A 22,523-nucleotide genomic window follows, 5' to 3' on the forward strand; every position below is an offset into this window, starting at 1 on the left:
TTTTCCGGACAACAAAAACCCGGCCGCGGCCGGGTTTTTTGCGCCTGAAAAAACCAACGCTCAGCAGTTTTCTTCGAGATCCCCGACCGGACAGAGCGGCGCCTCACCGGCCGCGCGCAACTTGCGGCATTTCTTGCAGACAGCCGTCAGCCAGCCCTTGCACGACATCAAGGTGGTCGGCGACTCATCGGCCAGCATTTCCTTGATGCGTTCAAAGAACACCTCCTGATTGATACTGGTTCCGCCGCAACCCGTCATGCTGATGACCCGGTTACCGCCGGAGAGGTGTGCAGCATCGTGGCGGCTGATGGCCAGATGCAACAGCTCGTCGGTTGTCGTTGCCGCACTGTCATCGGGCAAGGCGGCGATACCGACACTGACGGTGACGGCGACGCGCATCCCCTGAATCGAGATATTGGCCGCGGAAATGGCATTGCAAACGCCACGGGCGAATTTTTCGCTCTGCTCGCGCCCGGCCATCAATGAAATGATGGCGATACGCCCGCCGACCAACGGCAGCATGCTTTCATCCGCGTGGATCTTGCTCGCCAGCAAGCCGAGTATTTTCTGGACGATTTTGTCGGCCAGATCCCAGCCGTAACGAATTCTGAAGCCTTCGTAGCCATCCAGCCCGAAGACCAGAACGCCACGCGGCTGAGCGTTCGCTGCCGAGGCAAGCGAGTCCTCCAGGCACTGTCCGTCTGTCTTTTCGAGTTGCCGGGGGATAGGCGAGAGCTGACTCGTGGGCAGTTCGCCGCTCAGATCTGGCAGGCTTTCGACACGCTGTTTGAAATCATTGAGGCCGACATCGCTCTGGTCGCCAAATTCCGCAACGCTGGTCATCGCGTCCGGTTCGGAAACCAGCTCTGGCTTGATCAGACGCAGCAGCAGATTCTGGAACTCCTGGCCGGCAGTTCTTTTCGGAATGAACTCGGAAACACCGAGTTGCCTTGCCTGCTCCCGCCCATCATCGGAGAAGCTGTCCGAGACCAGCTGAAAATAGGGAAGCCGATTGAGGCGAGCCAATTTGCTGGCCCGCAGGCGCTCGACCAATTCGGCGCCTTCGAGCGTGGCAATATCCAGCCCGGAAAAAGCAGCAATAATCGACGAGTCAAGGACCAGTGTTTGCCACGCCGACTCTGCGTCGCGCTCCTCGCATACGTCAAAATGCCCGCGCAATAGCTTGCTCAGCGATGCTCGAACCAGCCGCGAAGCGTCCACGATCAGGACTTTCTGCAACTTTGTCATATTTCTTCCGTGCTATATCGTCTTGACTACGCGATTATTAACAATGTTACGACTAACGGGATAGTTTAATTCATTCAGCGAGATGGCGCTTACATTACTGACTCTTCGTTCATTTCCCCCTGATTGCAACAATGTCATATTTTCTGCCCCTCGATTTGCCTCGGCCTACCCCATGTTCCGCAAATTCCGCATCCTGATCCTGCTCCTTGTCCTCGCCACCGTCGGCCTCGGCGCGTGGCGCTCCAATTCCCGGCTGACGGCCTGGGAGCACACCATTCACGTCGCGGTTTATCCGATTGCCGGCGACAACTCGCCGGCCACTGCCAGCTACATTAGCGGCCTGAACAACGAAAGCTTTACAGACATTGCGCAATGGATGCAGCAGCAGACCGAAAAGCAGGGCCTCGCCATCCTGCAACCGGTCGCGCTGCGCGTGGCGCCACCGCTCGCCGAGCTGCCGCCGCCGCGACCACACCAGCCAAGCGCGCTCGAGGCCATGCTGTGGAGCCTGAAACTGCGCTGGTGGGCGTCGCAGCACGACAAGATCGACGGCCCGAAACCGCACATCCGGCTTTTCGTGCTCTTTCACGATCCGGCACGCAACCCGTCGGTGCCGCACTCAACCGGCTTGAGCAAGGGGCAGATCGGCGTCATCCACGCCTACGCCTCGCGCCAGCAGCGCCGGCAGAACGCCGTGGTCATCACCCACGAAATGCTGCACACCTTCGGCGCTACCGACAAATACGATCTGGCCACACTGCAGCCGATCTACCCGCAGGGCTATGCCGAGCCGGGACGCGACCCGCGCCTGCCGCAGGAAATGGCCGAGATCATGGGTGGGCGTATCCCGCTGGACGAGCAGACTGCCGAAATCCCGATCAGCCTGGCCGATACGCTGGTCGGGCCGGAAACTGCCGTGGAAATCGGGTTCCTACGGTCAACCCGAAAAAACAGCCAAAAATGAAATCGCTTTCCGGCCGTTGAATCAGCGCTCGGTCTTGCCGACCACGCCCCACAGGGCGCGGAACTTGCCGCGCAGCGTCAGTCTTTCGTCCGACAGGGCTTCGAGGAAATCGGACATGCGCTTCGACTTGGCCACGGCAAAAAGCACCAGCCCGATGAATACCGAGGTGGCGATCAGCCCGTGCAGGCCGCGTTCGAGCATTGAGCCCTCGCCGAAGGCAATGATGTTCATGCCGAAATAGCCGGTTGTCACCGTCGCAATCAAGCCGAGAATGGTGATCACGGTCAGCCGGACGACGGTATTCGATTGCCGGCGCTGCGAGTCGCTGTCGAGGTAGTGGCTCATCTCGCGGATTTCGTCGCGGACGTCGTCGTACAGCGCGTCGTTGTGCAGATGGTTGGAACACAGTCGGTACATCGCCTGCACGTGCGGCCGTTCGGAAAGCTCGTGGAACCAGTAGCGGTGCGTGAAGCGCAGAAAGGTTTCAAAATTGGCCCGGATCCGTCGCTTGAAGCGGCGCACGGAATTGTCGTTGCGAATATCGAGATCGTTGACCGCGTCGACCAGCACCTCGGAAAACGCCAGCAACGAGGCACGGTGCAAATGCGCGATCAGGAAAACGAGGAAATACTGATGGCGGAACTGGGCCAATACGCCGCGCTCGCCATCGACAAAAAACGGGAATGCCGCATCACCGACCACCGTAAAGGCGTTGCCGGTGCACATGAAGCGCGTGTTCGGCCCGGCCTCGCTGTCGGTCCAGAAACGGTCGTGACAGAACCGGCTCTCGAATTCGATGACGCCCGGTTCGTTGATCGGCAGCGTTTCGTTCGGGTGCAGCATGGTCGCCAGACCGATACGTACCCACTCCTCGCGGCTTAGCGTGCGCGGCTGGTCGACGGCGAGAAAGGCCATGACCGGCATGCGCTGGTATTCGATCAGGCGGTAACGCAAATCCCCCTCTTCGTCGGAATGGGCCAACACCATCGGCCGCAGCAGGCTGGCCCAATGTTCGGAAATGCAGGGGCTGCGATGCTGGCAGACGTAGCTCAGGTATTTCTCGCGCTTTTCGGCATCGGAACGCGCCACGACCTGACCATCAATCCCGATCCACTCGGCCAGGTAGACATTGTGCAAACCCTCGCCGCCCTCTTCCCAGCCGGACGGATAGGCCCGACCGAAGCGGAACATGAAATCGCGCACGGTATCGAGCGGCAGGTCATTGGCCCGCACTTCGAGGTTGAGCTGCACGACCTCGAGATCGTGGAAGAAATAGAGATCGAGGTGCACGATGTCCAACTCGATCGGCGCCTGCCCCTTGCGCAACGTCACGCGCAGCCGGTCAATATCCTTGCGCCGGAAAACGTGCATCGGCGAGCCGCCCGGTGGGTCGTCCGCCGCCGAATTGCGCGAGCGCCCTTCGCCATAAAGAAATCGCTGCACATAAGGCAAAAACGAAACGAATTCGCGGTAGTGGCGCTCCTTGAATTGACCGGCATCCTCCATGAACTCATCGTCGATCCGGCGCCACGGATGCGTCTCGGTCCGCGACTCGAACACCTCCCAGTGCCGCCCCTCGCTACCGCTAATTGCCATCGGCTCCAGTTGCAGCGGCCAGACCAGGCTGGCGTGAAAGAGCCGAACGCGACCGTTCTGCGCATCGCCCTGCGTGTCGGTCATCTGATTTCCCCCATGTGCGCTGCTCATGCCGATTCTATCGATCAGGAAACCATTCGTTCAGCCCGGGCCCGATCCCACAGGCGCTTGTTCATATCCTCGATCGGCAAGCCGAAATGGAAGTTCTTGTCGAGCTCCCTGAGGATAGGCATCAATTGCATCCCGACCGACCCCAGGCAAGGCCCCAAATCCGAGGGATCAATCGTTGCCAGCAATTCCTTGAGCTGTGGCACGAATGAATCGCAGCTGGCAAGGCCGGAAGCCTGCAGGCTAGAGGCAGCGACGACCCGGTTGCCACCGGCCCGGGCGGCAGCCTGAAGGCGCTCATAAGCCAGTTGCAGCAGGGCCTGCTCCGACAACTCGACACCGTCATCGGGGACGACGGCAACGCCAACGCTGACCGTCAGATGGATGCGCTGGCCCTCGACGGATATCTGCGCGCTCGCCATCGCCTTGCAGATCCGGTTGGCAAATCCGGCACAAATCGAGGCGGTCGACGATCGCGTCACAATGACCACCCGACCATCAGCGAGTTGGCCGATAAAGTCCTCCGGCCGGATTTTTCGCGACAACAAAAAACAGAATCTTTGGGCCGAACCGAAGGCCAGCTCAGCCCCGTAGCGGACGACCAGATCGTCATAGCCATCGAGGCCAAAGGCGAGAACGCCGACACCATGGCCCTCCAGCGCCTCGGGCAGGGTTTTCGCCAAGTACTCTTCAAGCATCTCCTCGGCGAGCACCGTATCGTCGTTGCCGTACTCGTCGTCACCCGGCTCGTCGCTTCCCGACGGCTCCAGCCCGGCAATCTGGCCCATGATATTGCTGATACCGATGTCGGACTGGTCACCAAACTGTTCGAACGGTTCTTCGGGAAGCGGGGCGAGCGTATGAGCACGCCCCTCCACGCCGTCCTCTCGCCATTCCATCTGGGCCGAAACGATGCTTTCGATCGACGGACTGGTCGAACCTTTGACAATAAATTCGGTGACCCCCAAATCCCAGGCTTCCTGTCGTTCGCTCTCAGAAAAGCTGTTCGACACCATGAGCAAAAAAGGAACGTTTTTCAAACGCGACAACTTGCTGTCGCGCAGGCGTTCAAGCAGGCCACGGCCATCGTCTCTGACCAAAGTCGTTCCCGATATGACGGCCACAATGGCACTGTCGAGGACCATGGTCTGCCATGCCGACTCGTCATTATCCTCATCACGCACATCAAAACGCTCAGACAGTTGCTTGGCCAGCGACGCCCGTACGACTCGCGATGCATCGACAATCAGAACCTTGCGTTTATTTGTCATCTATATTCCAAATTCACCAATTATTTCAAATACTTGAATATCGCATTCACTGGATCAGAAGTTTAAGCGACGTAAGACCATTTGAGTCAAGAATTGCATCACACCAACAAATGCCGGTCATGCCCATGTGCGAGCAAATGACGCCCCGCGTTACCGGCAACAACCATCCCATCGTGTTGACATAGTCATATCGGATCAGTGGCACGCACGGATATTGTCACATTCAGAACTTAGGCTTGAGTACGTGTTGTCGCCCCGTCGTTTGTCCGGTTGTCTGACTGTAGCCCGAACGCTCCGGAACCGTTTGATCGGTCCGGGCAGACGTCATGGCTACTGTAAATCGGCAACATCCATGACTCCGGACGGCAACTACGTGCCCCCACCTGATAGAGGAGAAGAAATGAAAACTGCAATCAAGCCCCTGATCGTCGCCGTCGTTGCCACCATGGCCGCCCCGGCCTTCGCTGCGTCCAACACCCTGATCGGCTGGGCCATGCTGCCTGCAGCTACTTTTGCCGATGGCCCGACCTCCGGTCAGTTTACTGGCGCCAACCCCTACGGCACCAATCTGCCGCCCTATGCCGACATGCAGCCAGTCCAGGGCTTCTCCGGTGTGCTGGCCGGCCCCGAAAAAGGTACTTTCCTGGTCATGACCGACAACGGTTTTGGCGCTCAGGCCAACTCGGCTGACACGCTGCTCCGTGTCTATGCCATCCAGCCGGAATTCAAGACCGCTTCAGGTGGCAATGGCACGTTTTCCGCCGTCAATTTCACGCTCGGTTCTGCGCTATCGAACTTCTCGAATCCGAGCCGTATCACGCTCAACGATGCCAATCACAAGCTCGACATGACTATCCAGGCCGATCTGGACAATTATTACAATGACCCGGCAAAACCGGCGATCGATCCGGGCATCAAGTTTGGTCGATTGCTGACGGGCGCCGACCTCGACATCGAATCCATGCGCCGCGACAAAAACTGCAAGCTTTGGTTCGGCGATGAATTCGGCCCTTACCTGATCAAGACCGATGCTTCCGGCACCATACTGCGCAGCGAAATCTCGCTACCCGGCGTCTATGCGCCGCAGCACAAGGATGTCGTCGCCGGCAAGGCAGTCGCCAATCTTGGCGGCTCGGGCGGTTTTGAAGGCATGGCCATCAACAAACGCGGCGACAAACTTTACACGCTGCTCGAAAAAACCGTCGCCGGCGATGCCGCCAAGACCTTGCGCATCAACGAGTTCGACATCGACAACGAGGCCTACACTGGCGTCAGCTTCGTCTATCCGCTGGACGCAAACGGCACCGCCATCGGTGACATGACAGCCATCGACAATTCCCGTTTCCTGGTCATCGAGCGCAACGGCAACACCGCGACGACCACAGGGGCTCCGTTCAAGAAAATTTTCATGGCTGACATCAAGGGCGTTGCCAACGGCGGCACCGTCCAGAAGAGCGAACTGGTCGACCTGATGAATCTGGCCGACCCGGACGACCTGAATGGCGACGGCAAGACGACCTTCACTTTCCCGTACGTGACGATCGAAAATGTGTTGATCCTTGATGCTCATACGCTGCTGGTCATCAACGACAATAATTTTCCGTATGGCGGCGGTCGCGAACTCGCTTCGGACAACACCGAGTTCCTGAAAATTCGCCTGGCCAAACCGATTCCCGGCCTCGACCATCATGACCACGGGCATGACGAAGAAACGTTCAGCCGCTGCGAAGCAAGCGAAAACCATCGCGGTCATCACTAAGGCAGCTTCGCAATTTCAGTTTGTCGGGCCACAGCCCGACAAGCTGAAATGAATGCTGCATCTTGAATAACCCTGTTCGCCATACGCTTGATTTTCTGCGCCGCCTCGGCGATAGTTGCCGCTCTTCTGATTTTCACGAAACCTAAACCGCATGAACGCTCGCCCGACCTTCCGCTCTGCCACTGCCTTTGCAGTGGAACCGGTCGTCGTATGCGTAGTCGTAGTAGGCGTCGTTATGCACGCGCCGTCGCGGATCGGGTAAGCAGAAGCAGCACAGAACCCCAAACCCCGCCGGCGCAAACCGGCGGGGTTTTGTTTTTTGGAGCCCGCCGGTTGCGCCACCAACCGAAAGGAAATCTCCATGACAGAAACTCTCACCGGCGCCCAGATCATCGTGCGCCTGCTTGAACGCCAGGGCATCCGCACCGTCGCCGGCATTCCGGGCGGCGCCATCCTGCCCATCTACGACGCGCTCGGGCAGTCGACCGCCATCCACCACGTCCTCGCCCGCCATGAGCAGGGTGCCGGCTTCATGGCCCAGGGCATGGCCCGCGCCACAGGGCTGCCCGCCGTCTGCCTCGCCTCCTCCGGCCCCGGCGCGACCAACCTGCTGACCGCCATCGCCGATGCCAAGCTCGATTCGATTCCGCTCGTCGCCATCACCGGCCAGGTGCCCAAGGCGATGATCGGTACCGATGCCTTTCAGGAAGTCGACACCTACGGCCTGAGCATTCCGATCACCAAGCACAACTTCCTCGTTTCGTCGGCCGAAGAACTGCTTGAAGTCATCCCGCGCGCCTTCCGGATCGCCGCCTCCGGCCGGCCCGGCCCGGTGCTTGTCGACATTCCCAAGGACGTGCAGACGCAGGCCATCGACGTCAGCGAGTGGCCGGAACCCGGTCGTGCCGAGCCGGCGCCGGCCGCCGACCCGGTGCTCATCGAACAGGCCGCCTCAATGATCAACGCGGCCGAACGGCCGATCCTTTACCTCGGCGGCGGCGTCATTCATTCCGGCGCCTCGGCCGTCGCCATCGAACTGGCTGAAAAAGCCAGCCTGCCAACCGTCATGACGCTCATGGCGCTCGGCGCCATGCCGGTCGACCACCCGCTGGCCATGGGCATGCTCGGCATGCACGCCGCCCGCTACACCAATCTAGCGCTCGACGAATGCGACCTGCTGATCGCCGTCGGCGCCCGTTTCGACGACCGGGCAACCGGGAAGGTGGCCGCCTTCTGCCCGCAGGCGAAGATCATCCACATCGACATCGACCCGGCCGAACTGGACAAGATCAAGACCGCGCACATCGGCATCACGGCCGACATCGGCGAAGCACTCGGCGAGTTGCTGCCGGCCGTATTTCAAAATTCGAGAAAAAATTGGGTTGACCGTAGCAATGCCCTGAAAGCCGAGTTCCCGTTCGATCTGCACAGCACCGACAACCCGCGTTCGCATTTCGGCCTGATCCAGAGCGTTGCGGCCTGCCTCGACGATGATGCCATCATCGCCACCGACGTCGGCCAGCACCAGATGTGGGTCGCCCAGGCCTACCCTCTGCGCCGCCCGCGCCAGTGGCTGACTTCCGGCGGGCTGGGCACGATGGGCTTCGGCGTGCCGGCGGCCATCGGCGCGGCGCTGGCCGAACGCGAGCGCACTGTGGTCTGCTTCACGGGTGACGGCTCGATCATGATGAACATCCAGGAACTGGTCACCGCCGCCGAGGAAAACGTGAACATCAAGATCGTGCTGATGGACAACGCCACGCTCGGCCTCGTCCATCAGCAACAGACGTTGTTCTACGGCGAACGGCTGTTCGCCTCGCAGTTCCGCTCGTCGCCAGATTTCGTCAAGATCGCCCAGGGCTTCGGCATCGCGGCGGTCGACCTCGACGCCTCGGACTATCCCTGCGCGACGCTCAGGGAGGCCATTTCCCGCCCCGGCCCGTGCCTGATTCACGCCAGCATAGCCGCCGAACAGAAGGTCTATCCCATGGTGCCGCCGGGCGCCGCCAACCGCGACATGATTGGAGCCTGAGATGAACGCGATCAACCGTAACGAACAAAACGCCCTGGCCCGCGCCGTGCTGGAAATCGACGTCAACAACCACGCTGGCGTCATGTCGCACGTCGTTGGCCTGTTTTCGCGGCGTTCATACAACGTCGAAGGCATCCTCTGCCTGCCGGTTGGCGACGGCCGGCAAAGTCGCATCTGGCTGCTGGTCAACGAAGATCAGCGGCTGGCGCAGATGATGAAACAGGTGGAAAAACTCGAGGACGTCATCGCGATTCGCCGGCACAACGCCGACCACGCGGTCTTTCAGGATCTGGAAACCTTCTTCCAACCCTGACGGCAAGCAATCAGGAAGCTGCCGGGGTTTCCCGGCACTTCCGTTTGTATTCGCGGATCAGTTCGAGTTCGTCGTCGCTGATCGACTCGAAGCGCAAGCCGACCAGCCGGCGTTCACCGAGCCGGCGAATGCGCATGATACTGACGTAGGCTTCGACCTTTCCGCCGAGATCGGGCGAATCGATCCGGCAGACGCCGACTTCACCGCTCGGCTTGGCGCCGAGAACGGCCGCGTCGATCAGCACGCCGATACCGGACACCGAAATGTCAGCCGCCGGCAACTCAAGGTGCATCCCGCCCAAACTCAGGGAGACGTGGCCTTGGAGGAATACGCGAGGGGAGCGGCGACGTTCTTTCACGATAGATTTCCAGCACAACACTAGACAGACATTTTTGCACGTGCGTGGTTCAAACGCACGACAATTACATGGATTTACCATAGCCGGGCCGCCCGACAAAATCCAGCGCCCTGGCGCCGATGCGACCCCACGAAGGCCCGGCTATACTCTGCCTTTCTGCCCAACCATTGACGAATCATGACTCACAGCATCAGCTGGCAAAGCGCCCACGCCTACACCGACATCCTCTACGACACGGCTGAAGGCATCGCCAAGATCACCATCAACCGGCCAGAACGGCGTAACGCTTTCCGCCCGGAAACGGTCAATGAGCTGATCGACGCCTTCCACCGCGCCCATCGTGACAACGCCATCGGCGCCATCATCCTGACCGGTGCGGGCCACGAGGCTTTCTGTTCGGGCGGAGACCAGAAGGTGCGCGGCGCCGAGGGCTACATCGACGAAGGCGGCACGCCGCACCTCAATGTGCTCGATTTGCAGATGCAGATCCGCCGGCTGCCCAAGCCGGTCGTCGCCATGGTCGCCGGCTTTGCCATCGGCGGTGGCCACGTCCTGCACCTCGTCTGCGACCTGAGCATTGCCGCCGACAACGCCCGTTTCGGCCAGACCGGGCCGCGCGTCGGCAGCTTCGATGCAGGCCTTGGCGCCGGGCTTATGGCGCGGACGATCGGCCTCAAGCGGGCCAAGGAAATCTGGCTACTCTGCCGCCAGTACGATGCCGCCACAGCACTCGACTGGGGGCTGGTCAATGCCGTCGTGCCGGTCGACAAGCTCGAAGAAGAAACCGTGAACTGGTGCCGCGATATGCTCAAGCTGTCGCCCATGGCGCTGCGCATGATCAAGGCCGGCTTCAACGCCGACACCGACGGGCTGGCCGGCATCCAGGAACTGGCCGGCAACGCCACCGGCCTGTTCTACATGAGCGAAGAAGGCCAGGAAGGCCGCAACGCCTGGCTCGAACGCCGCCCGCCCAACTTCGGAAAGTATCGCAAACGGCCGTGAAAATTGCCGCCGCCGAATGGCTGCCCTACGCCCTGCCGCTCAAGCGCCCGTGGCAAACCAGTCGCGGCGAGTTAAATCAGCGTGAAGGCCGCCTGCTCCGCCTGCAATCGGCCGACGGCCTGACCGGCTGGGGCGACTGCGCGCCGTTGCCCGAATTCGGCATCAGCGAAGACGCTGCAACGGCTTTTGCCGAAGAATGCGCCCACCTCGATCTGATTGCCCAGCAAGCCGGGCTGCCGCTCAACGCCTGGCTCAGTGGCGAGCCGCCGGCGAGCTTTGTCACGGTCAACCGGAATTTTGGGCCAATTTTGGAATGCACCCCCGAAGCACTGGCCGATGCTGGCGAGGCCGGTTTCAGCGTCCTCAAGCTAAAAATCGGCATCGCCCCGGTCAACGATGAAATCGCCGCCCTGCACCAACTCGCCAAGTCGCTGCCGGCCGGGCTGCGCCTGCGCCTCGACGCCAACCGCGCCTGGAACTTCGCCGACGCGCAACGCTTCATCGCTGCCTGCGCCAGCCTGCCGGTCGAAGGCCTTGAAGAACCGCTGGCCGAACCGACGCCGGATTTGCTGCAAAAACTGCAGTCGACCGCAGCCTTCCCGCTCGCCATCGACGAATCGATCCACCTGCTCGACGCCCATTTTTTCCACCACCCGCCGGTCCGCCGCATCGTCATCAAACCGGCTCGCCACGGCGGCCTGCTGGCCAGCGTCGAACTCGCGCTGCGCGCCCGTGCATCGGGGATCGAGGTCATCATCACCTCCAGCCTGGAAAGCGCCTGCGGCCTGCTCGCCTGCGCCCAGCTGGCTGCCGCCGTGGCGCCGGACGCCGTCCACGGGCTGGCCACAAGCGAGTGGTTTTCTGAAGATACCGGCACTGCGCCGGCCATCATTGGCGGTCGAATGGCCATTCCGAGCGTTCCCGGCCTCGGATTTCAGTCCCGCGAATCAACCAAGGTCGGACAGCCCAGCCATGAGACCATGGCTCATACGGTTGCCGGGAATACCACGGTCAACCGGAAATATCGGTGAAATTTGAAATACTGCCGAAGCAGATTGAACCGGGCAGAGCACTGCCCGGAGCGACGCTTACTCGGGCTTGTCGCCCGGGTTGTACTGAAAACCCGTGAACATGGTCCGCGTCTGGTTTTGCATCTGGTCCTGCATCGACTGAAACATTTTTTTTGACTGATCCATATAGGCAGTCATCATGTTCTGCATGGCCGGCTGCTGGAAGTTCAGGAACTGGTTCCAGAAATCTGCCTGCATGTGGGTATTGTCGCCGCCATTCGGGCCGTACATGGTCTTCGACTGTTCCTGCAACTTGCCCTGGAAATCGACGAAGGTCTTCATGTTGTTCTCGAGGTACTTGCCGAGCATGCCCTGCATCGTGCTGCCGTAGAAGCGGATGAAGCCGGAAAGCAGCTCGCTCGAGAACAGCGGCATGCCGCCCGATTCTTCTTCTAGGATGATCTGGAGCAGGATGCTGCGCGTCAGGTCTTCATCGGTCTTGGCGTCGAGCACCTTGAATACTTCGAACTTGAGGACCAGTTCCTTCACATCGCCCAGCGTGATGTACGCACTCGTCTTGGTATCGTAAAGACGACGATTGGGGTATTTCTTGATCAGGCGTACCGGTTCCGACATGCTTTGATCCTTCAGGACGAGTTTGTGTGCAGCGCAACATTATAGCAAAAAAAACGGGCGCTTTAGGGCGCCCGTTCTTGTTGCATTGCAAAAATTCAGCAATATTTCATGCCGAAAGCCGCAACATTGTTCGATATAAATTACTGGTAGTACAGACCGCCGTTGATGTTCATCGTAGCGCCGGTCATGAAGGCAGCCAGATCGGAAGCCAGGTAGGCGCAGGCGCCACCGATTTCTTCCGGCTTGGCCAGACGCTTCATCGGCACGGTGTCGATGATGGACTGCAGCACTTCCGGCTTGATCGCCATGACCATCTTGGTGGCAACGTAGCCCGGGCAGATGGCGTTAACGGTCACGCCCTTGGCGGCCAGTTCGGCAGCCAGTGCCTTGGAGAAGCCGATCACACCAGCCTTGGCAGCGGAGTAGTTGGTCTGGCCAGCTTGACCCTTGACGCCGTTGACGGAGGATATGTTGATGATGCGACCCCAGCCACGCTCGGCCATCTTGGCAGAGACTTGCTTGGTCATGTTGAACAGCGAGGTCAGGTTGGTGGCGATAACTGCATCCCAGCCGTCCTTTTCCATCTTGGCGAACATGCGGTCACGAGTGATACCGGCATTGTTCACGAGGATGTCGACCTGGCCGCAAGCGGCTTCAGCTTCGGCAACCATCTTCTGGCAGTCTTCCAGCGACGAAACGTCACCAGCGACACAGACGAAATCCTTGAAGCCGGCTTCAGCCATTTCAGCCAGCCAGGCATCCTTGTTGTCGAATTGCGGGTGGTAAGAAGCGACCACCTTGTGGCCAGCCTTGGCCAGTTCCTGACAAATTGCAGTTCCAAGACCACCCATAGCGCCGGTAACGAGAGCAACACGTTGAGTCATAGTTATTCCTTCCTGTTGTTAAATAGAGCGGGGTAAAAAATTGCGGCGATCAATACATGTGCTGACCGCCGTTGATGGAAATATTGGCCCCAGTCACGAACGCCGCTTCGTCAGAAGCGAGGTAGGCGACAAGGCCGGCGATTTCTTCCGGCTTGCCCAGTCGATTGACCGGAATCTGCGGCAGAATTTTTGAATCGAGAATTTCCTGCGGGATTGCCGTCACCATCTTGGTGCCAATGTAACCCGGCGAAATCGTGTTGACCGTCACGCCCTGCTTGGCGACTTCCAGGGCCAGCGCCTTGGTGAAACCGTGCATGCCGGCCTTGGCCGCGGAATAGTTGGTCTGCCCGAAGGCGCCCTTCTGGCCATTGACCGAACCGACATTGATGACCCGCCCCCACTTGCGCTCGACCATGCCCTCCATGACCTGCTTGGTCATATTGAACACGGAGTCGAGGTTGGTGTGGATGACGGCATCCCAATCAGCCTTGGTCATTTTCTTGAAAGTCATGTCGCGCGTGATGCCGGCATTATTGACCAGCACATCGACCGGTCCGACTTCCTTGCTCACCGTTTCGACACACTCGCGAGCCGAGTCGAAATCGGTCACATCGCACGGATAGGCCTTGAAGCCGTAACCCATGTTGTTCATTCCCTTGAGCCAATCCTGAACCTTGGCATTGCCCGGCGAATAGGTCGTGACGACCTTGAAACCCAATGCAGCCAGCTTGATGCAAACGGCCTCGCCGAGACCACCCATTCCTCCAGTAACCAGTGCAACTCGCGACATTGTTATACCCTCTCGAGAAGTTTTTATACCGCGCGTTCCTTGACGTATCTGCCGGGCGCCGGTTCAATCGGCTTGTATTTGGCATTCCCCGGTTTGCGCGGTGCCCGCTGTTCTCCCGACAACGGTTTGAGCCAGCCAGCCCAGTCGGCCCACCAGCTCCCCTTCCTCTCTTCGGCCGCGGTCAACCAGCCCTCGGCATCGTTTTTCACATCTTCATTGACCCAATAGCTGCGCTTGTTCTTGCTGACCGGGTTGATGACCCCGGCAATATGACCGGAAGCGCCCAGCACGAAGCGGCTCTTGCCGCCGAGCAGACGCGTGCTCTGGTAGGCCGAGTGCCACGGCACGATGTGGTCTTCGCGCGTCGCCAGCAGATAGACCGGCATGTCGAGCTGACCGAGATCGACCTTGCTCCCGCACATATCGAGCTTGCCCGGTACGCGCAGGTTGTTTTCGAGATACATGTTGCGCATGTACCAACAGGCGAACGGCCCCGGCAGATTGGTCGAATCGGAATTCCAGTACAGCAGGTCGAAGGCCTTCGGCTTTTCGCCCTTCAGATAGTTGCCGGTAACGTAGTTCCAGACCAGATCGTTGGCGCGCAGGAAGGAGAAGGTATTGGCCAGATCACGGGCGGGCAGCAGGCCGCCCTTGCCGATCGTGCCTTCACGGGCAGCAACACCTTTCTCGTCAATGAACAGGCCGATTTCGCCCGTATCGGAGAAATCGAGCAGCGTCGTCAGTAGCGTCAGCGAGGCAACGGGGCTTTCGCCACGCGCCTTGAGCACGGCCAGCGCCGAAGTCAGGATGGTTCCGCCGACACAGAAACCGAGCGCATTGACCTGCTTGACCTTGGTGATTTCCTGAACGACACGCAGCGCAGTGATCGGCCCTTGCTCAAGATAGTCATCCCAACCTGCCTGGCCTTGCGCCTCCTTCGGATTGCGCCAGGAAACCAGAAACACAGTGTTGCCCTGCTCGACCATGAAACGGATCAGCGAATTGTCCGGCTGCAGATCCATGATGTAGAACTTGTTGATGCACGGCGGCACGACCAGCAGCGGCCGGGTGCCGACCTTGGGCGTCAGCGGCGCATACTGGATCAACTGCATCAGCTCGTTTTCGTAGACGACAGCGCCTTCGGTCGTCGCGATGTTCTTGCCGACCTCGAACACCGACTCGTCGGTCATCGAAATACGGCCCTTCTCGAAATCCTTGATCAGATTGTTGATGCCGTCGGTAATGCTCTGGCCCTTGGTTTCGAGCGCCAGCTTGATGAACTCAGGATTGGTCGCGGCAAAATTGGAGGGGGCCATGGCATCGGCCATCTGGCGGGCCAGGAAGCGCATGCGCTCCTTGGACTTTGCATCTTCGGCCGGAATCACTTCGACCACTTGCTTCAGATACTGGGTATTGAGCAGATAGGCCTGATGCAGATAGTCGTAGATCGGGCTTTCTTTCCACTCGGGCGCCGAAAAACGACGGTCGCCGGGCTCGGGCGCCACCTTGAAGGCGGGATCCTGACCCGGTTGTTTGTTGAGCATCGCCTGCCAAAGCGACATCTGCTGATCCATGAACTGCTTTTGCAGCGCCGTCAGCGCCTGCGGATCGACTGCCGGCGGCGGCAATGCACCAGCCTGCCCACCGGCCTTGCCGAGATAGTCCATGAATTGCTGCATCATGTTCTGCCCGTTTTGCATGAACTGTGCGGCAGAACCCGCGAATGCGTCGTTATTGTTCGATCCCTGCGCCATGGGAAGACTCGTCTCTATTGTTGTCGGGTTTGAGCCTTTGGATTCTCCATACCCGATTCAGCGCTGTCAATGAATTTGCATGCATAATTAAGCCCCCTTCGAGGCTCCCAATATGTACATTGTTGCAATCGGCTGGCTGTACGTAACATTGCTGATTGCCGTCAACGAACCCAGCATCGTCGCCGGCATCATTTCGTTCCTGTTTTACGGGCTTATGCCCTGCTCGCTGCTGCTCTGGCTGGGCGGCAGCAAGGCCCGGCGACAGCGCCGGGCGCATCGGGAATCACTCGCCAACCAGCGCCTGGACGATGGCGATCGAGGCGATGCCCGAGCCGATCAATAAGACCTGCAGGATCGACTCCATGAGCTCGGAACGCTTGTGCAGACCGGGAATCAGGTCGGCTACCGCAACATAGATCATGCTCGCAGCGCCGAGAGCGAGCAGCGAAGGAATCCACTCAGTCATGTCGGCCAGGGCAAAATAGGCCAGCATGGCACCGACCATCGTTGCCAGGCTGGACAGCAGATTGAAGGCCAGCGCCCTGACCTTGCTGTAGCCGGAATGAAGCAGGATCAGGTAATCGCCGACCTCCTGCGGAATTTCATGGGCGATGATGGCCATCGCGGTGACGATGCCAAGCTCGGTGCTTTGCAGGAATGCTGCGGCGATCAGGATGCCGTCGACAAAATTGTGGAAGGTATCGCCAACCAGGATGAGCAGTCCCGAGCGCCCGTGATCGTGAGCCGGTGCATGGGCATCATGCGCCTCGCAATGATCGTGGTGGCAATGGCGCCAAAGGACCAGTTTTTCGAGCACGAAAAACGCCATGATGCCGAACAGAACGGTCGCCGTCGTCCGATGTACATCGCCGTGTTCGAGCGCATGCGGCAGGATTTCCAGAAAGGCCGCGCCGAGCAGTGCACCGATAGCATAAGAGATCAGCATGCTGATGCGATGCGCACCTAGGGCGAGACTCACCGCGGCTGCGGCGAAGACGCTCAAGGCGCCGCCAGCCAGCGAAACTGCAATGATCCAGGAAAGAGTGCTCACGGGAATCTGCTACTTGGGAAAGGCGCGGATTATACGCCCGCCGGCCAGTTTGGCTGAACCGCCAGGGCTTCGTCCAAAAGCCAGCGGCGGAATGCGGCGACCGAATCGCGCTGGGCGACGGCCTTGCGCATCACGAGAAAATAACCGAAGGGCGACGGCACGGCGATCTCGAATGGCACGATCAAACGTCCGGCCGCCACATCAGCTTCGACCAGTGGTTTCAGCGCCAGGGCGACACCCTGCCCATCAAGCGCAGCCTCAACAGCGAGGACGGCATTTGAAAACCGTGGCCCGCGCTCTGCATCGACGTTGCTCACCCCGGCACAGGAAAGCCACTCCTGCCAACCGGGCTGGCCTTCCTCGTCACCGATGGTTTCATCGTGGATCAAGACGTGACGCGCCAGATCCTGGGGAACGGCTAGCGGGCGCTCTGCACTGAGCAGCCGCGGGCTGCATACCGGCACCCAGTCCGGCGCGAAGATTTGCTCCACCTGCAGACCGGGATAATTACCGGTGCCATAGCGAATAGCGAGCAGGCTGCCGGCCTCGCGCAGATCGAAGCGATCATTGTCGAGCAACAGTGTTTCGCCCCGCCGGTCGACGCTGTCGCCGCGACTCGACAGGCGCAATTCGACTTCCGGATGGGCCAGTGAAAAACGGGGCAAACGCGGCACCAGCCAGCGTGTTGCAAAAGACGGCGGCGCCGTCACGGTGAGCACGCCGTCGGCTTCGCTGCGCGTGCTGTCGATGGCGGCGGCAAAACAATCGAAACCTTCGCGAATCTTGGGCAGCATGGCTCGCCCCTGCGGCGTGATTTCCAGCGCCCGGGTCAGGCGGCGGAAAAGCGCGACACCGAGATAGGTTTCAAGCGACTTGATCTGCTGGCTGACGGCAGCCGGTGTGACGTGCATTTCCTCGGCAGACTTCTTGAAACTCAGGTGACGCGCCGCAGACTCGAAGGCGCGCATGGCGGAAAGTGGAGGCAGACGATAGGTCACGGCTAACGATTAAGTTTTTCTAAAGCATTGCATCATAAATAGTCGTTTGCCGCTCGGCAAGGCGCTGACTAATGTTTCATCTCGGCCGAAATCGGGTCGCACCGTCAAACATCCCTGAAAGAAAGGTATCGCCATGAACAAGTCACTGCTCGTTGCCGCACTGCTTACCGTCGCACTCACCGCCTGCGGCAAGAAGGACGAGTCCGTCGCAGCACTGCCGCCGGCAGTTGCCGCTCCTTCCCTGCCGGCTCCAGCCACTCCGCCTGTGCTGCCGAACGTCGGGCAGGAAGAGGCTGCCAAGCCTGCCGATAGCGCCACCCCGAGCGCCCCGGCCGGCGAAAGCACCCCGGCCCGTTGAGCCAAACGCCTCACAGTTAAGAAAGACTAATTTATCAAACAAAAATAACTCGTTCGTTGCCTAACGGCGATTTTGATAAATTGCGCCCCGTCTCCTCCAGACCTTCATGCGCTTAGGATCTGGATTGAGCCCGCTTTATGCGGGCTCTTTTTTTATTCGTTTTTTGTCCGTCATTTGTTGATAACCCAATACTGGAGCATCGAGAAACATGGTTGGAGGTTCACGCATCCTTAATGCCGCCATGCGCGGCAAGATCATGTCGGCCGACGAGGCCGCCAATCTCATCCAATCCGGCGTCAACGTCGGGATGAGTGGCTTTACCGGCGCTGGCTACCCGAAACTGGTTCCCACGGCGCTGGCCAAGCGCATCATGGACGCCAATCTGCACGGACAGAAATTCAAGATCGGCGTGTGGACCGGCGCCTCGACGGCACCCGAACTCGACGGCGCGCTGGCCATGGTCGATGGCATCGAAATGCGCCTGCCTTACCAGTCCGACCCGACCTGCCGCAAACGGATCAACGCTGGGGAGATGGAGTACATCGACATCCACCTGTCGCACGTCGCCCAGTTCGTCTGGGGCGGCTTCCTCGGCAAACTCGATATTGCCGTCGTTGAAGTCGCCGGCATTCTTGAAGACGGCCGGCTGATTCCGTCGTCCTCAGTTGGCAACAACAAGACATGGCTGGATCAGGCCGACAAGATCATCCTGGAAGTCAATTCCTGGCAAAACCCTGCTCTCGAGGGCATGCACGACATTTACTACGGCACCGCCCTGCCGCCGCACCGCAAGCCGATTCCGCTGCTCAAGACCGACGACCGCATCGGCGAGCCGTATTACACCATCGACCCGAACAAGGTCATCGCCGTCATCGAGACCAACAAGGCCGACCGCAACTCCGCCTTCTCGCCGCCGGACACCAATTCGCAACTGATCGCCGGCCACATCTTGGAATTCCTCCAGCACGAAGTGAAAAAAGGCCGCCTGCCGGCCAACCTGCTGCCCCTGCAATCGGGTGTCGGCAATGTCGCCAATGCGGTAATGGCCGGCTTGCAGGATGGCCCCTTCGAGAACCTGACGGCTTACACCGAAGTACTACAGGACGGCATGCTCGAACTGATCAAATCGGGCAAACTGACCTGCGCGTCGGCCACGTCGTTCTCGCTGAGCCCGAATGCGCTGGTCGAACTGAATGCCGACCTGCCGCGCTTCAAGGATTCCATCATCCTGCGTCCGCAGGAAATCTCGAACCATCCGGAAGTGATCCGCCGCCTCGGCGTCATCTCGATGAACGGACTGATCGAAGCCGACATTTACGGCAACGTCAATTCGACCCACATCATGGGCACCTCGATCATGAACGGCATCGGCGGTTCCGGCGACTTCGCCCGCAACGCCTTCGTCTCCATCTTCATGACGCCGTCGAGCGCCAAGGGGGGCAGCATTTCATGCATCGTGCCGATGGTGTCGCACGTCGACCACACCGAACACGACGTCCAGGTCGTCGTCACCGAGCAAGGCCTGGCCGATCTGCGTGGCCTGTCGCCGAAGCAGCGGGCCAAGGTGATCATCGACAATTGCGCGCATCCGAATTTCAAGCCGGCCTTGCGCGAGTATTACGAGCGCTCGACGCGCTATTCGCCCGGTCGTCACACGCCTCACCTGCTCGATGAGGCCTTTACCTTCCTGCCGAACTGGGTGGCCAATCAGGCCGCACGGGAAGCCTGGCGGGAGGATTCGCTGGTGCAGGCGGACGCCTGGAAAAAGTAGTCGGCAAAATCGGGGGGCGAATCCGGAACAATCCGACCGCCCCCTAAATACTCGCTTAAGACTCCAGCCAGATCAGGCTGGCCATGCGGCCGGTCACGCCATCGCGGCGGTAAGAAAAGAAATCGGCTGCTTCGCTGAAGGTGCAGCGCTCTCCGCCGCTGATCGAACTGATGCCAGCCGCGTTCAGGCGCTGGCGGGCGAGCAGATAGATGTCAGCCAACCATTTTCCCGGCCCATGGACGACGAAAGCTTGCGCTGCCCGCGCATCGTGCGCAACGAATACGGCGCGAACTTCGTCACCGACTTCAAAAGCCGACGGGCCGATGGCCGGCCCCAGCCAAGCGAGCAATTCGCCGGCCGGCACGGCCATCTGGGCCATGGTTTCTTCAAGCACACCGGCGGCCAGCCCGCGCCAGCCGGCATGCGCAGCGGCGACAACGGTCCCGGCTCGGTCGCAAAAAAGAACGGGCAGACAGTCGGCGGTCATCACGGCACAGACCGTTCCGGGGTCCCGCGTGAAGGCCGCATCTGCCTCTTTCATTTTTGGGCTTTTTTTCGGGTTGACCGTGGCAATGCCGTGCACCTGCTTGAGCCAGGCCGGTTCAGCCGGCAGATGCTCGCGCAATGCCGCCCGATTGGCTGCGACATGGGATGGATCATCACCAACATGGTCGCCGAGGTTGAAACTGTCCCACGGCGCCAGGCTGCAACCGGCACCGCGCAACGTTTGCAAGCTGCGGACCCGGGCTGGCGCCGGCCAGTCCGGAACCAGCAGATTAGCCATAGCGCAGGGAATCGAGAAGGTCACGCATGTCCTCCGGCATCGGTACTTCCCACTGCATTTTCAGGCCGGTCAGCGGATGCACGAGGCCGAGGCGCGTTGCGTGCAACGCTTGCCGAGGAAACTCGGGTAGCTTCGGGTTGTGCTTGCCATAAACCTGATCGCCGACCAGCGGATGATGAATGGCCGCCATGTGCACACGGATCTGGTGCGTCCGCCCGGTTTCCAGCGAACACTCGACGAAGGTGGTGTAGGGAAAGAGTTCGAGAATGCGGATATTGGTAATCGCCGGCTTGCCACCGCGGTTTTCCGGCACGATGGCCATCTTGATGCGCTGCGACGGATGCCGGCCAATCGGCTCGTTGACCGTCCCTTCGTGCTTCATCGCGCCGGCAGCCAGGGCCAGATAGATGCGCCGCACAGTCCGCGCCTGCAACTGGCGAACCAGATCGGTCTGCGCTTCCAGCGTCTTGGCAACGACGAGCAGACCGCTCGTGTCCTTGTCCAGACGGTGCACGATTCCGGCGCGCGGCACGGCCTCGATACCCGGGACGTGGTGGAGCAGCGCATTCATCAAGGTGCCGCTCCAGTTGCCGCTACCCGGATGGACGACCAGACCGGCCGGTTTGTTGATGACGAGCAGGGTTTCGTCCTCGTAGACGACATCGAGCGGAATGTCTTCGGGCAGTTCAGGCTGGTTGCGGATATCGGTCGGCTCGCTGACCAGCAGCTTTTCGCCGCCCATCATCTTGCGCTTGGGTTCGGTCTCGGCCTTGCCATCGACTAGCACGCAGGCATCGCGTACCCAGCCCTGCAGGCGGTTGCGGGAATGCTGGGGCAGCAGCTCGGCCAGAACCTGATCGAGACGGCGGCCATAACTAGCGTCAGGAACGGTCAGGTGGAGCGGTTCAGTTCGGCTATAATCGCCGGAGTTTTCAACAGGATCATCATTCATGGTGCGAAGTTTACCTGCATTCCAGTCATTCCCCGCTCTCTTCCGCGTGCTGATGGCTGTTTTCATTGCCGCTTTCATCGCTGGCTGCGGCATGATGCCGGCGCAAATCGACGAAACCGCCGGCTGGTCGGCAGGCAAGCTCTATGGCGAAGCCAAGGATGCGCAAGCCGACAACAACTGGGACAAGGCCGCCAAGATGCTGGAGAAGCTGGAGGCCCGCTTCCCCTATGGCCGCTACGCCCAGCAAGCCCAGCTTGAAATGGGTTACGTGTACTGGAAAAACAACGAACCCGGTTCGGCCCTGGCCGCCTGTGACCGCTTCATCAAGCTGCACCCGAGCCACCCGGCCGTCGATTACGTCTATTACCTGAAGGGCTTGGTCAACTTCAACGAAGACCTCGGCCTGACCGCTCTGGTCAGCTCCCAGGACCCGACCGAACGCGACCCCAAAGCCGCCCGCGAAGCCTTCGAGGCCTTCAAGGAATTGGTCACCCGCTTCCCGAACAGCAAATACACGCCCGACGCCACGTTGCGCATGAACTACCTGATCAATGCGCTGGCCTCGCTGGAAGTCCACGTCGCCCGCTACTACGTCAAGCGCGGCGCCTATATTGCCGCAGCCAATCGCGCCCAGTACGCGATCAAGACCTATCCGCAGGCCCCGGCCATCGAAGAGGCTATGTTCATCATGGTTACCGCTTACGACAAGATGGGCATGAACGATCTGCGCGACGACGCTGATCGCGTGATGAAGAAGAATTTCCCGAAGAGCCCGTTTTACAAAGACGGGTTGAAGAGCAAGACGGCTTGGTGGCAGCTCTGGTAAGAGTGTCTGCGTAAGCGGGATGGATTACGGGATTGCCGTTGATCATGGTGATTTCCCG

At 60.0% G+C, this 22,523-nt stretch carries 22 protein-coding genes; 10 read left to right on the forward strand and 12 right to left on the reverse strand.

What is annotated here, in order from left to right:
• Positions 1-60 precede the first annotated feature (60 nt).
• Positions 61-1,248 carry a GGDEF domain-containing response regulator gene (locus KI610_RS14445; RefSeq protein WP_226495662.1) on the reverse strand — a complete coding sequence of 396 codons (1,188 nt, stop codon included), beginning with the start codon at positions 1,246-1,248 and terminating at the stop codon, positions 61-63.
• Between the two features lie 172 nt (positions 1,249-1,420).
• Here KI610_RS14445 and KI610_RS14450 point away from each other — a divergent pair, with 172 nt between their 5' ends.
• Positions 1,421-2,212 carry a hypothetical protein gene (locus KI610_RS14450; protein ID WP_226495663.1) on the forward strand — a complete coding sequence of 264 codons (792 nt, stop codon included), beginning with the start codon at positions 1,421-1,423 and terminating at the stop codon, positions 2,210-2,212.
• Between the two features lie 21 nt (positions 2,213-2,233).
• Here KI610_RS14450 and KI610_RS14455 read toward each other — a convergent pair whose 3' ends face one another.
• Entirely contained in the window at positions 2,234-3,892 is a 1,659-nt protein-coding gene (locus KI610_RS14455; protein WP_226495664.1) for a CorA family divalent cation transporter, read from the reverse strand.
• Between the two features lie 41 nt (positions 3,893-3,933).
• Positions 3,934-5,187, reverse strand: a complete 1,254-nt coding sequence (locus KI610_RS14460) for a diguanylate cyclase domain-containing protein (RefSeq protein WP_226495665.1) — start codon at positions 5,185-5,187, stop codon at positions 3,934-3,936.
• 400 nt (positions 5,188-5,587) lie between these two features.
• Here KI610_RS14460 and KI610_RS14465 point away from each other — a divergent pair, with 400 nt between their 5' ends.
• From KI610_RS14465 to ilvN, 3 genes are all read left to right on the forward strand, one after another.
• Positions 5,588-6,946, forward strand: coding sequence for an esterase-like activity of phytase family protein (locus tag KI610_RS14465; protein WP_226495666.1), 1,359 nt, complete (start codon positions 5,588-5,590; stop codon positions 6,944-6,946).
• A 361-nt stretch (positions 6,947-7,307) separates the two neighbouring features.
• On the forward strand, positions 7,308-8,978 hold the full coding sequence (ilvB, locus tag KI610_RS14470) for an acetolactate synthase large subunit (protein ID WP_226495667.1): 1,671 nt from the start codon (positions 7,308-7,310) through the stop codon (positions 8,976-8,978).
• Position 8,979: 1 nt separating this feature from the next.
• Complete coding sequence (gene ilvN, locus KI610_RS14475) at positions 8,980-9,291, forward strand: acetolactate synthase small subunit (RefSeq protein WP_226495668.1); 312 nt, start codon at positions 8,980-8,982, stop codon at positions 9,289-9,291.
• A gap of 10 nt (positions 9,292-9,301) precedes the next feature.
• Here ilvN and KI610_RS14480 read toward each other — a convergent pair whose 3' ends face one another.
• Positions 9,302-9,649 (reverse strand): PilZ domain-containing protein, encoded by a 348-nt coding sequence (locus KI610_RS14480; protein WP_226495669.1) that lies wholly within the window; start codon positions 9,647-9,649, stop codon positions 9,302-9,304.
• A 177-nt stretch (positions 9,650-9,826) separates the two neighbouring features.
• Between KI610_RS14480 and menB the strand changes: the two genes are divergently transcribed.
• A complete protein-coding gene (gene menB, locus KI610_RS14485) occupies positions 9,827-10,651 on the forward strand; it encodes a 1,4-dihydroxy-2-naphthoyl-CoA synthase (protein WP_226495670.1) in 825 nt (274 codons plus the stop codon).
• Complete coding sequence (gene menC, locus KI610_RS14490; RefSeq protein WP_226495671.1) at positions 10,648-11,682, forward strand: o-succinylbenzoate synthase; 1,035 nt, start codon at positions 10,648-10,650, stop codon at positions 11,680-11,682. Before menB ends, menC begins: the two co-directional genes overlap by 4 nt.
• Positions 11,683-11,739: 57 nt before the next feature.
• Here menC and phaR read toward each other — a convergent pair whose 3' ends face one another.
• The 4 genes from phaR to phaC form a co-directional block, all read right to left on the reverse strand.
• Positions 11,740-12,297: a polyhydroxyalkanoate synthesis repressor PhaR gene (gene phaR / locus KI610_RS14495; RefSeq protein ID WP_226495672.1), complete on the reverse strand. Its 558-nt coding sequence runs from the start codon at positions 12,295-12,297 to the stop codon at positions 11,740-11,742.
• A gap of 140 nt (positions 12,298-12,437) precedes the next feature.
• Entirely contained in the window at positions 12,438-13,181 is a 744-nt protein-coding gene (gene phbB, locus KI610_RS14500; protein ID WP_226400017.1) for an acetoacetyl-CoA reductase, read from the reverse strand.
• A gap of 49 nt (positions 13,182-13,230) precedes the next feature.
• Positions 13,231-13,971: an acetoacetyl-CoA reductase gene (gene phbB / locus KI610_RS14505; protein ID WP_226495673.1), complete on the reverse strand. Its 741-nt coding sequence runs from the start codon at positions 13,969-13,971 to the stop codon at positions 13,231-13,233.
• 23 nt (positions 13,972-13,994) lie between these two features.
• Positions 13,995-15,725, reverse strand: coding sequence for a class I poly(R)-hydroxyalkanoic acid synthase (gene phaC / locus KI610_RS14510; RefSeq protein ID WP_404827411.1), 1,731 nt, complete (start codon positions 15,723-15,725; stop codon positions 13,995-13,997).
• Between the two features lie 112 nt (positions 15,726-15,837).
• Between phaC and KI610_RS14515 the strand changes: the two genes are divergently transcribed.
• A complete protein-coding gene (locus KI610_RS14515) occupies positions 15,838-16,068 on the forward strand; it encodes a hypothetical protein (RefSeq protein WP_226495674.1) in 231 nt (76 codons plus the stop codon).
• On the opposite strand, the gene KI610_RS14520 is transcribed toward KI610_RS14515, so the two are convergent.
• Complete coding sequence (locus tag KI610_RS14520) at positions 16,009-16,776, reverse strand: ZIP family metal transporter (protein ID WP_226495675.1); 768 nt, start codon at positions 16,774-16,776, stop codon at positions 16,009-16,011. The genes KI610_RS14515 and KI610_RS14520 overlap by 60 nt on opposite strands.
• A gap of 29 nt (positions 16,777-16,805) precedes the next feature.
• Entirely contained in the window at positions 16,806-17,774 is a 969-nt protein-coding gene (gene gcvA / locus KI610_RS14525) for a transcriptional regulator GcvA (RefSeq protein WP_226495676.1), read from the reverse strand.
• 133 nt (positions 17,775-17,907) lie between these two features.
• On the opposite strand from gcvA, the gene KI610_RS14530 reads away from it, so the two are divergent.
• Entirely contained in the window at positions 17,908-18,132 is a 225-nt protein-coding gene (locus tag KI610_RS14530) for a hypothetical protein (protein WP_226495677.1), read from the forward strand.
• A gap of 208 nt (positions 18,133-18,340) precedes the next feature.
• Positions 18,341-19,903 carry an acetyl-CoA hydrolase/transferase family protein gene (locus KI610_RS14535; protein WP_226495678.1) on the forward strand — a complete coding sequence of 521 codons (1,563 nt, stop codon included), beginning with the start codon at positions 18,341-18,343 and terminating at the stop codon, positions 19,901-19,903.
• Positions 19,904-19,958: 55 nt separating this feature from the next.
• Here the strand turns inward: KI610_RS14535 and pgeF are convergent, their stop codons facing one another.
• A complete protein-coding gene (gene pgeF / locus KI610_RS14540) occupies positions 19,959-20,687 on the reverse strand; it encodes a peptidoglycan editing factor PgeF (RefSeq protein WP_226495679.1) in 729 nt (242 codons plus the stop codon).
• Positions 20,680-21,639 carry a 23S rRNA pseudouridine(1911/1915/1917) synthase RluD gene (rluD, locus tag KI610_RS14545; RefSeq protein WP_226495680.1) on the reverse strand — a complete coding sequence of 320 codons (960 nt, stop codon included), beginning with the start codon at positions 21,637-21,639 and terminating at the stop codon, positions 20,680-20,682. Before rluD ends, pgeF begins: the two co-directional genes overlap by 8 nt.
• A gap of 52 nt (positions 21,640-21,691) precedes the next feature.
• Here rluD and KI610_RS14550 point away from each other — a divergent pair, with 52 nt between their 5' ends.
• Entirely contained in the window at positions 21,692-22,465 is a 774-nt protein-coding gene (locus KI610_RS14550; protein WP_226495681.1) for an outer membrane protein assembly factor BamD, read from the forward strand.
• Positions 22,466-22,523 lie beyond the last annotated feature (58 nt).

Origin of the sequence: Ferribacterium limneticum, assembly GCF_020510565.1 — a bacterium.
In the GTDB taxonomy this organism is placed as follows: Bacteria; Pseudomonadota; Gammaproteobacteria; order Burkholderiales; family Rhodocyclaceae; genus Azonexus; species Azonexus limneticus_B.

Excerpts from the sequence above, each read along its gene's own strand:
- KI610_RS14445 (WP_226495662.1), bottom strand. The coding sequence starts at position 1,248 with ATGACAAAGTTGCAGAAAGTCCTGATCGTGGACGCTTCGCGGCTGGTT.
- KI610_RS14450 (WP_226495663.1), top strand. The coding sequence starts at position 1,421 with ATGTTCCGCAAATTCCGCATCCTGATCCTGCTCCTTGTCCTCGCCACC.
- KI610_RS14455 (WP_226495664.1), bottom strand. The coding sequence starts at position 3,892 with ATGACCGACACGCAGGGCGATGCGCAGAACGGTCGCGTTCGGCTCTTT.
- KI610_RS14460 (WP_226495665.1), bottom strand. The coding sequence starts at position 5,187 with ATGACAAATAAACGCAAGGTTCTGATTGTCGATGCATCGCGAGTCGTA.
- KI610_RS14465 (WP_226495666.1), top strand. The coding sequence starts at position 5,588 with ATGAAAACTGCAATCAAGCCCCTGATCGTCGCCGTCGTTGCCACCATG.
- ilvB (WP_226495667.1), top strand. The coding sequence starts at position 7,308 with ATGACAGAAACTCTCACCGGCGCCCAGATCATCGTGCGCCTGCTTGAA.
- ilvN (WP_226495668.1), top strand. The coding sequence starts at position 8,980 with ATGAACGCGATCAACCGTAACGAACAAAACGCCCTGGCCCGCGCCGTG.
- menB (WP_226495670.1), top strand. The coding sequence starts at position 9,827 with ATGACTCACAGCATCAGCTGGCAAAGCGCCCACGCCTACACCGACATC.
- phaR (WP_226495672.1), bottom strand. The coding sequence starts at position 12,297 with ATGTCGGAACCGGTACGCCTGATCAAGAAATACCCCAATCGTCGTCTT.
- phbB (WP_226400017.1), bottom strand. The coding sequence starts at position 13,181 with ATGACTCAACGTGTTGCTCTCGTTACCGGCGCTATGGGTGGTCTTGGA.
- phbB (WP_226495673.1), bottom strand. The coding sequence starts at position 13,971 with ATGTCGCGAGTTGCACTGGTTACTGGAGGAATGGGTGGTCTCGGCGAG.
- phaC (WP_404827411.1), bottom strand. The coding sequence starts at position 15,725 with ATGGCGCAGGGATCGAACAATAACGACGCATTCGCGGGTTCTGCCGCA.
- KI610_RS14515 (WP_226495674.1), top strand. The coding sequence starts at position 15,838 with ATGTACATTGTTGCAATCGGCTGGCTGTACGTAACATTGCTGATTGCC.
- KI610_RS14530 (WP_226495677.1), top strand. The coding sequence starts at position 17,908 with ATGAACAAGTCACTGCTCGTTGCCGCACTGCTTACCGTCGCACTCACC.
- KI610_RS14535 (WP_226495678.1), top strand. The coding sequence starts at position 18,341 with ATGGTTGGAGGTTCACGCATCCTTAATGCCGCCATGCGCGGCAAGATC.
- pgeF (WP_226495679.1), bottom strand. The coding sequence starts at position 20,687 with ATGGCTAATCTGCTGGTTCCGGACTGGCCGGCGCCAGCCCGGGTCCGC.
- rluD (WP_226495680.1), bottom strand. The coding sequence starts at position 21,639 with ATGAATGATGATCCTGTTGAAAACTCCGGCGATTATAGCCGAACTGAA.
- KI610_RS14550 (WP_226495681.1), top strand. The coding sequence starts at position 21,692 with ATGGCTGTTTTCATTGCCGCTTTCATCGCTGGCTGCGGCATGATGCCG.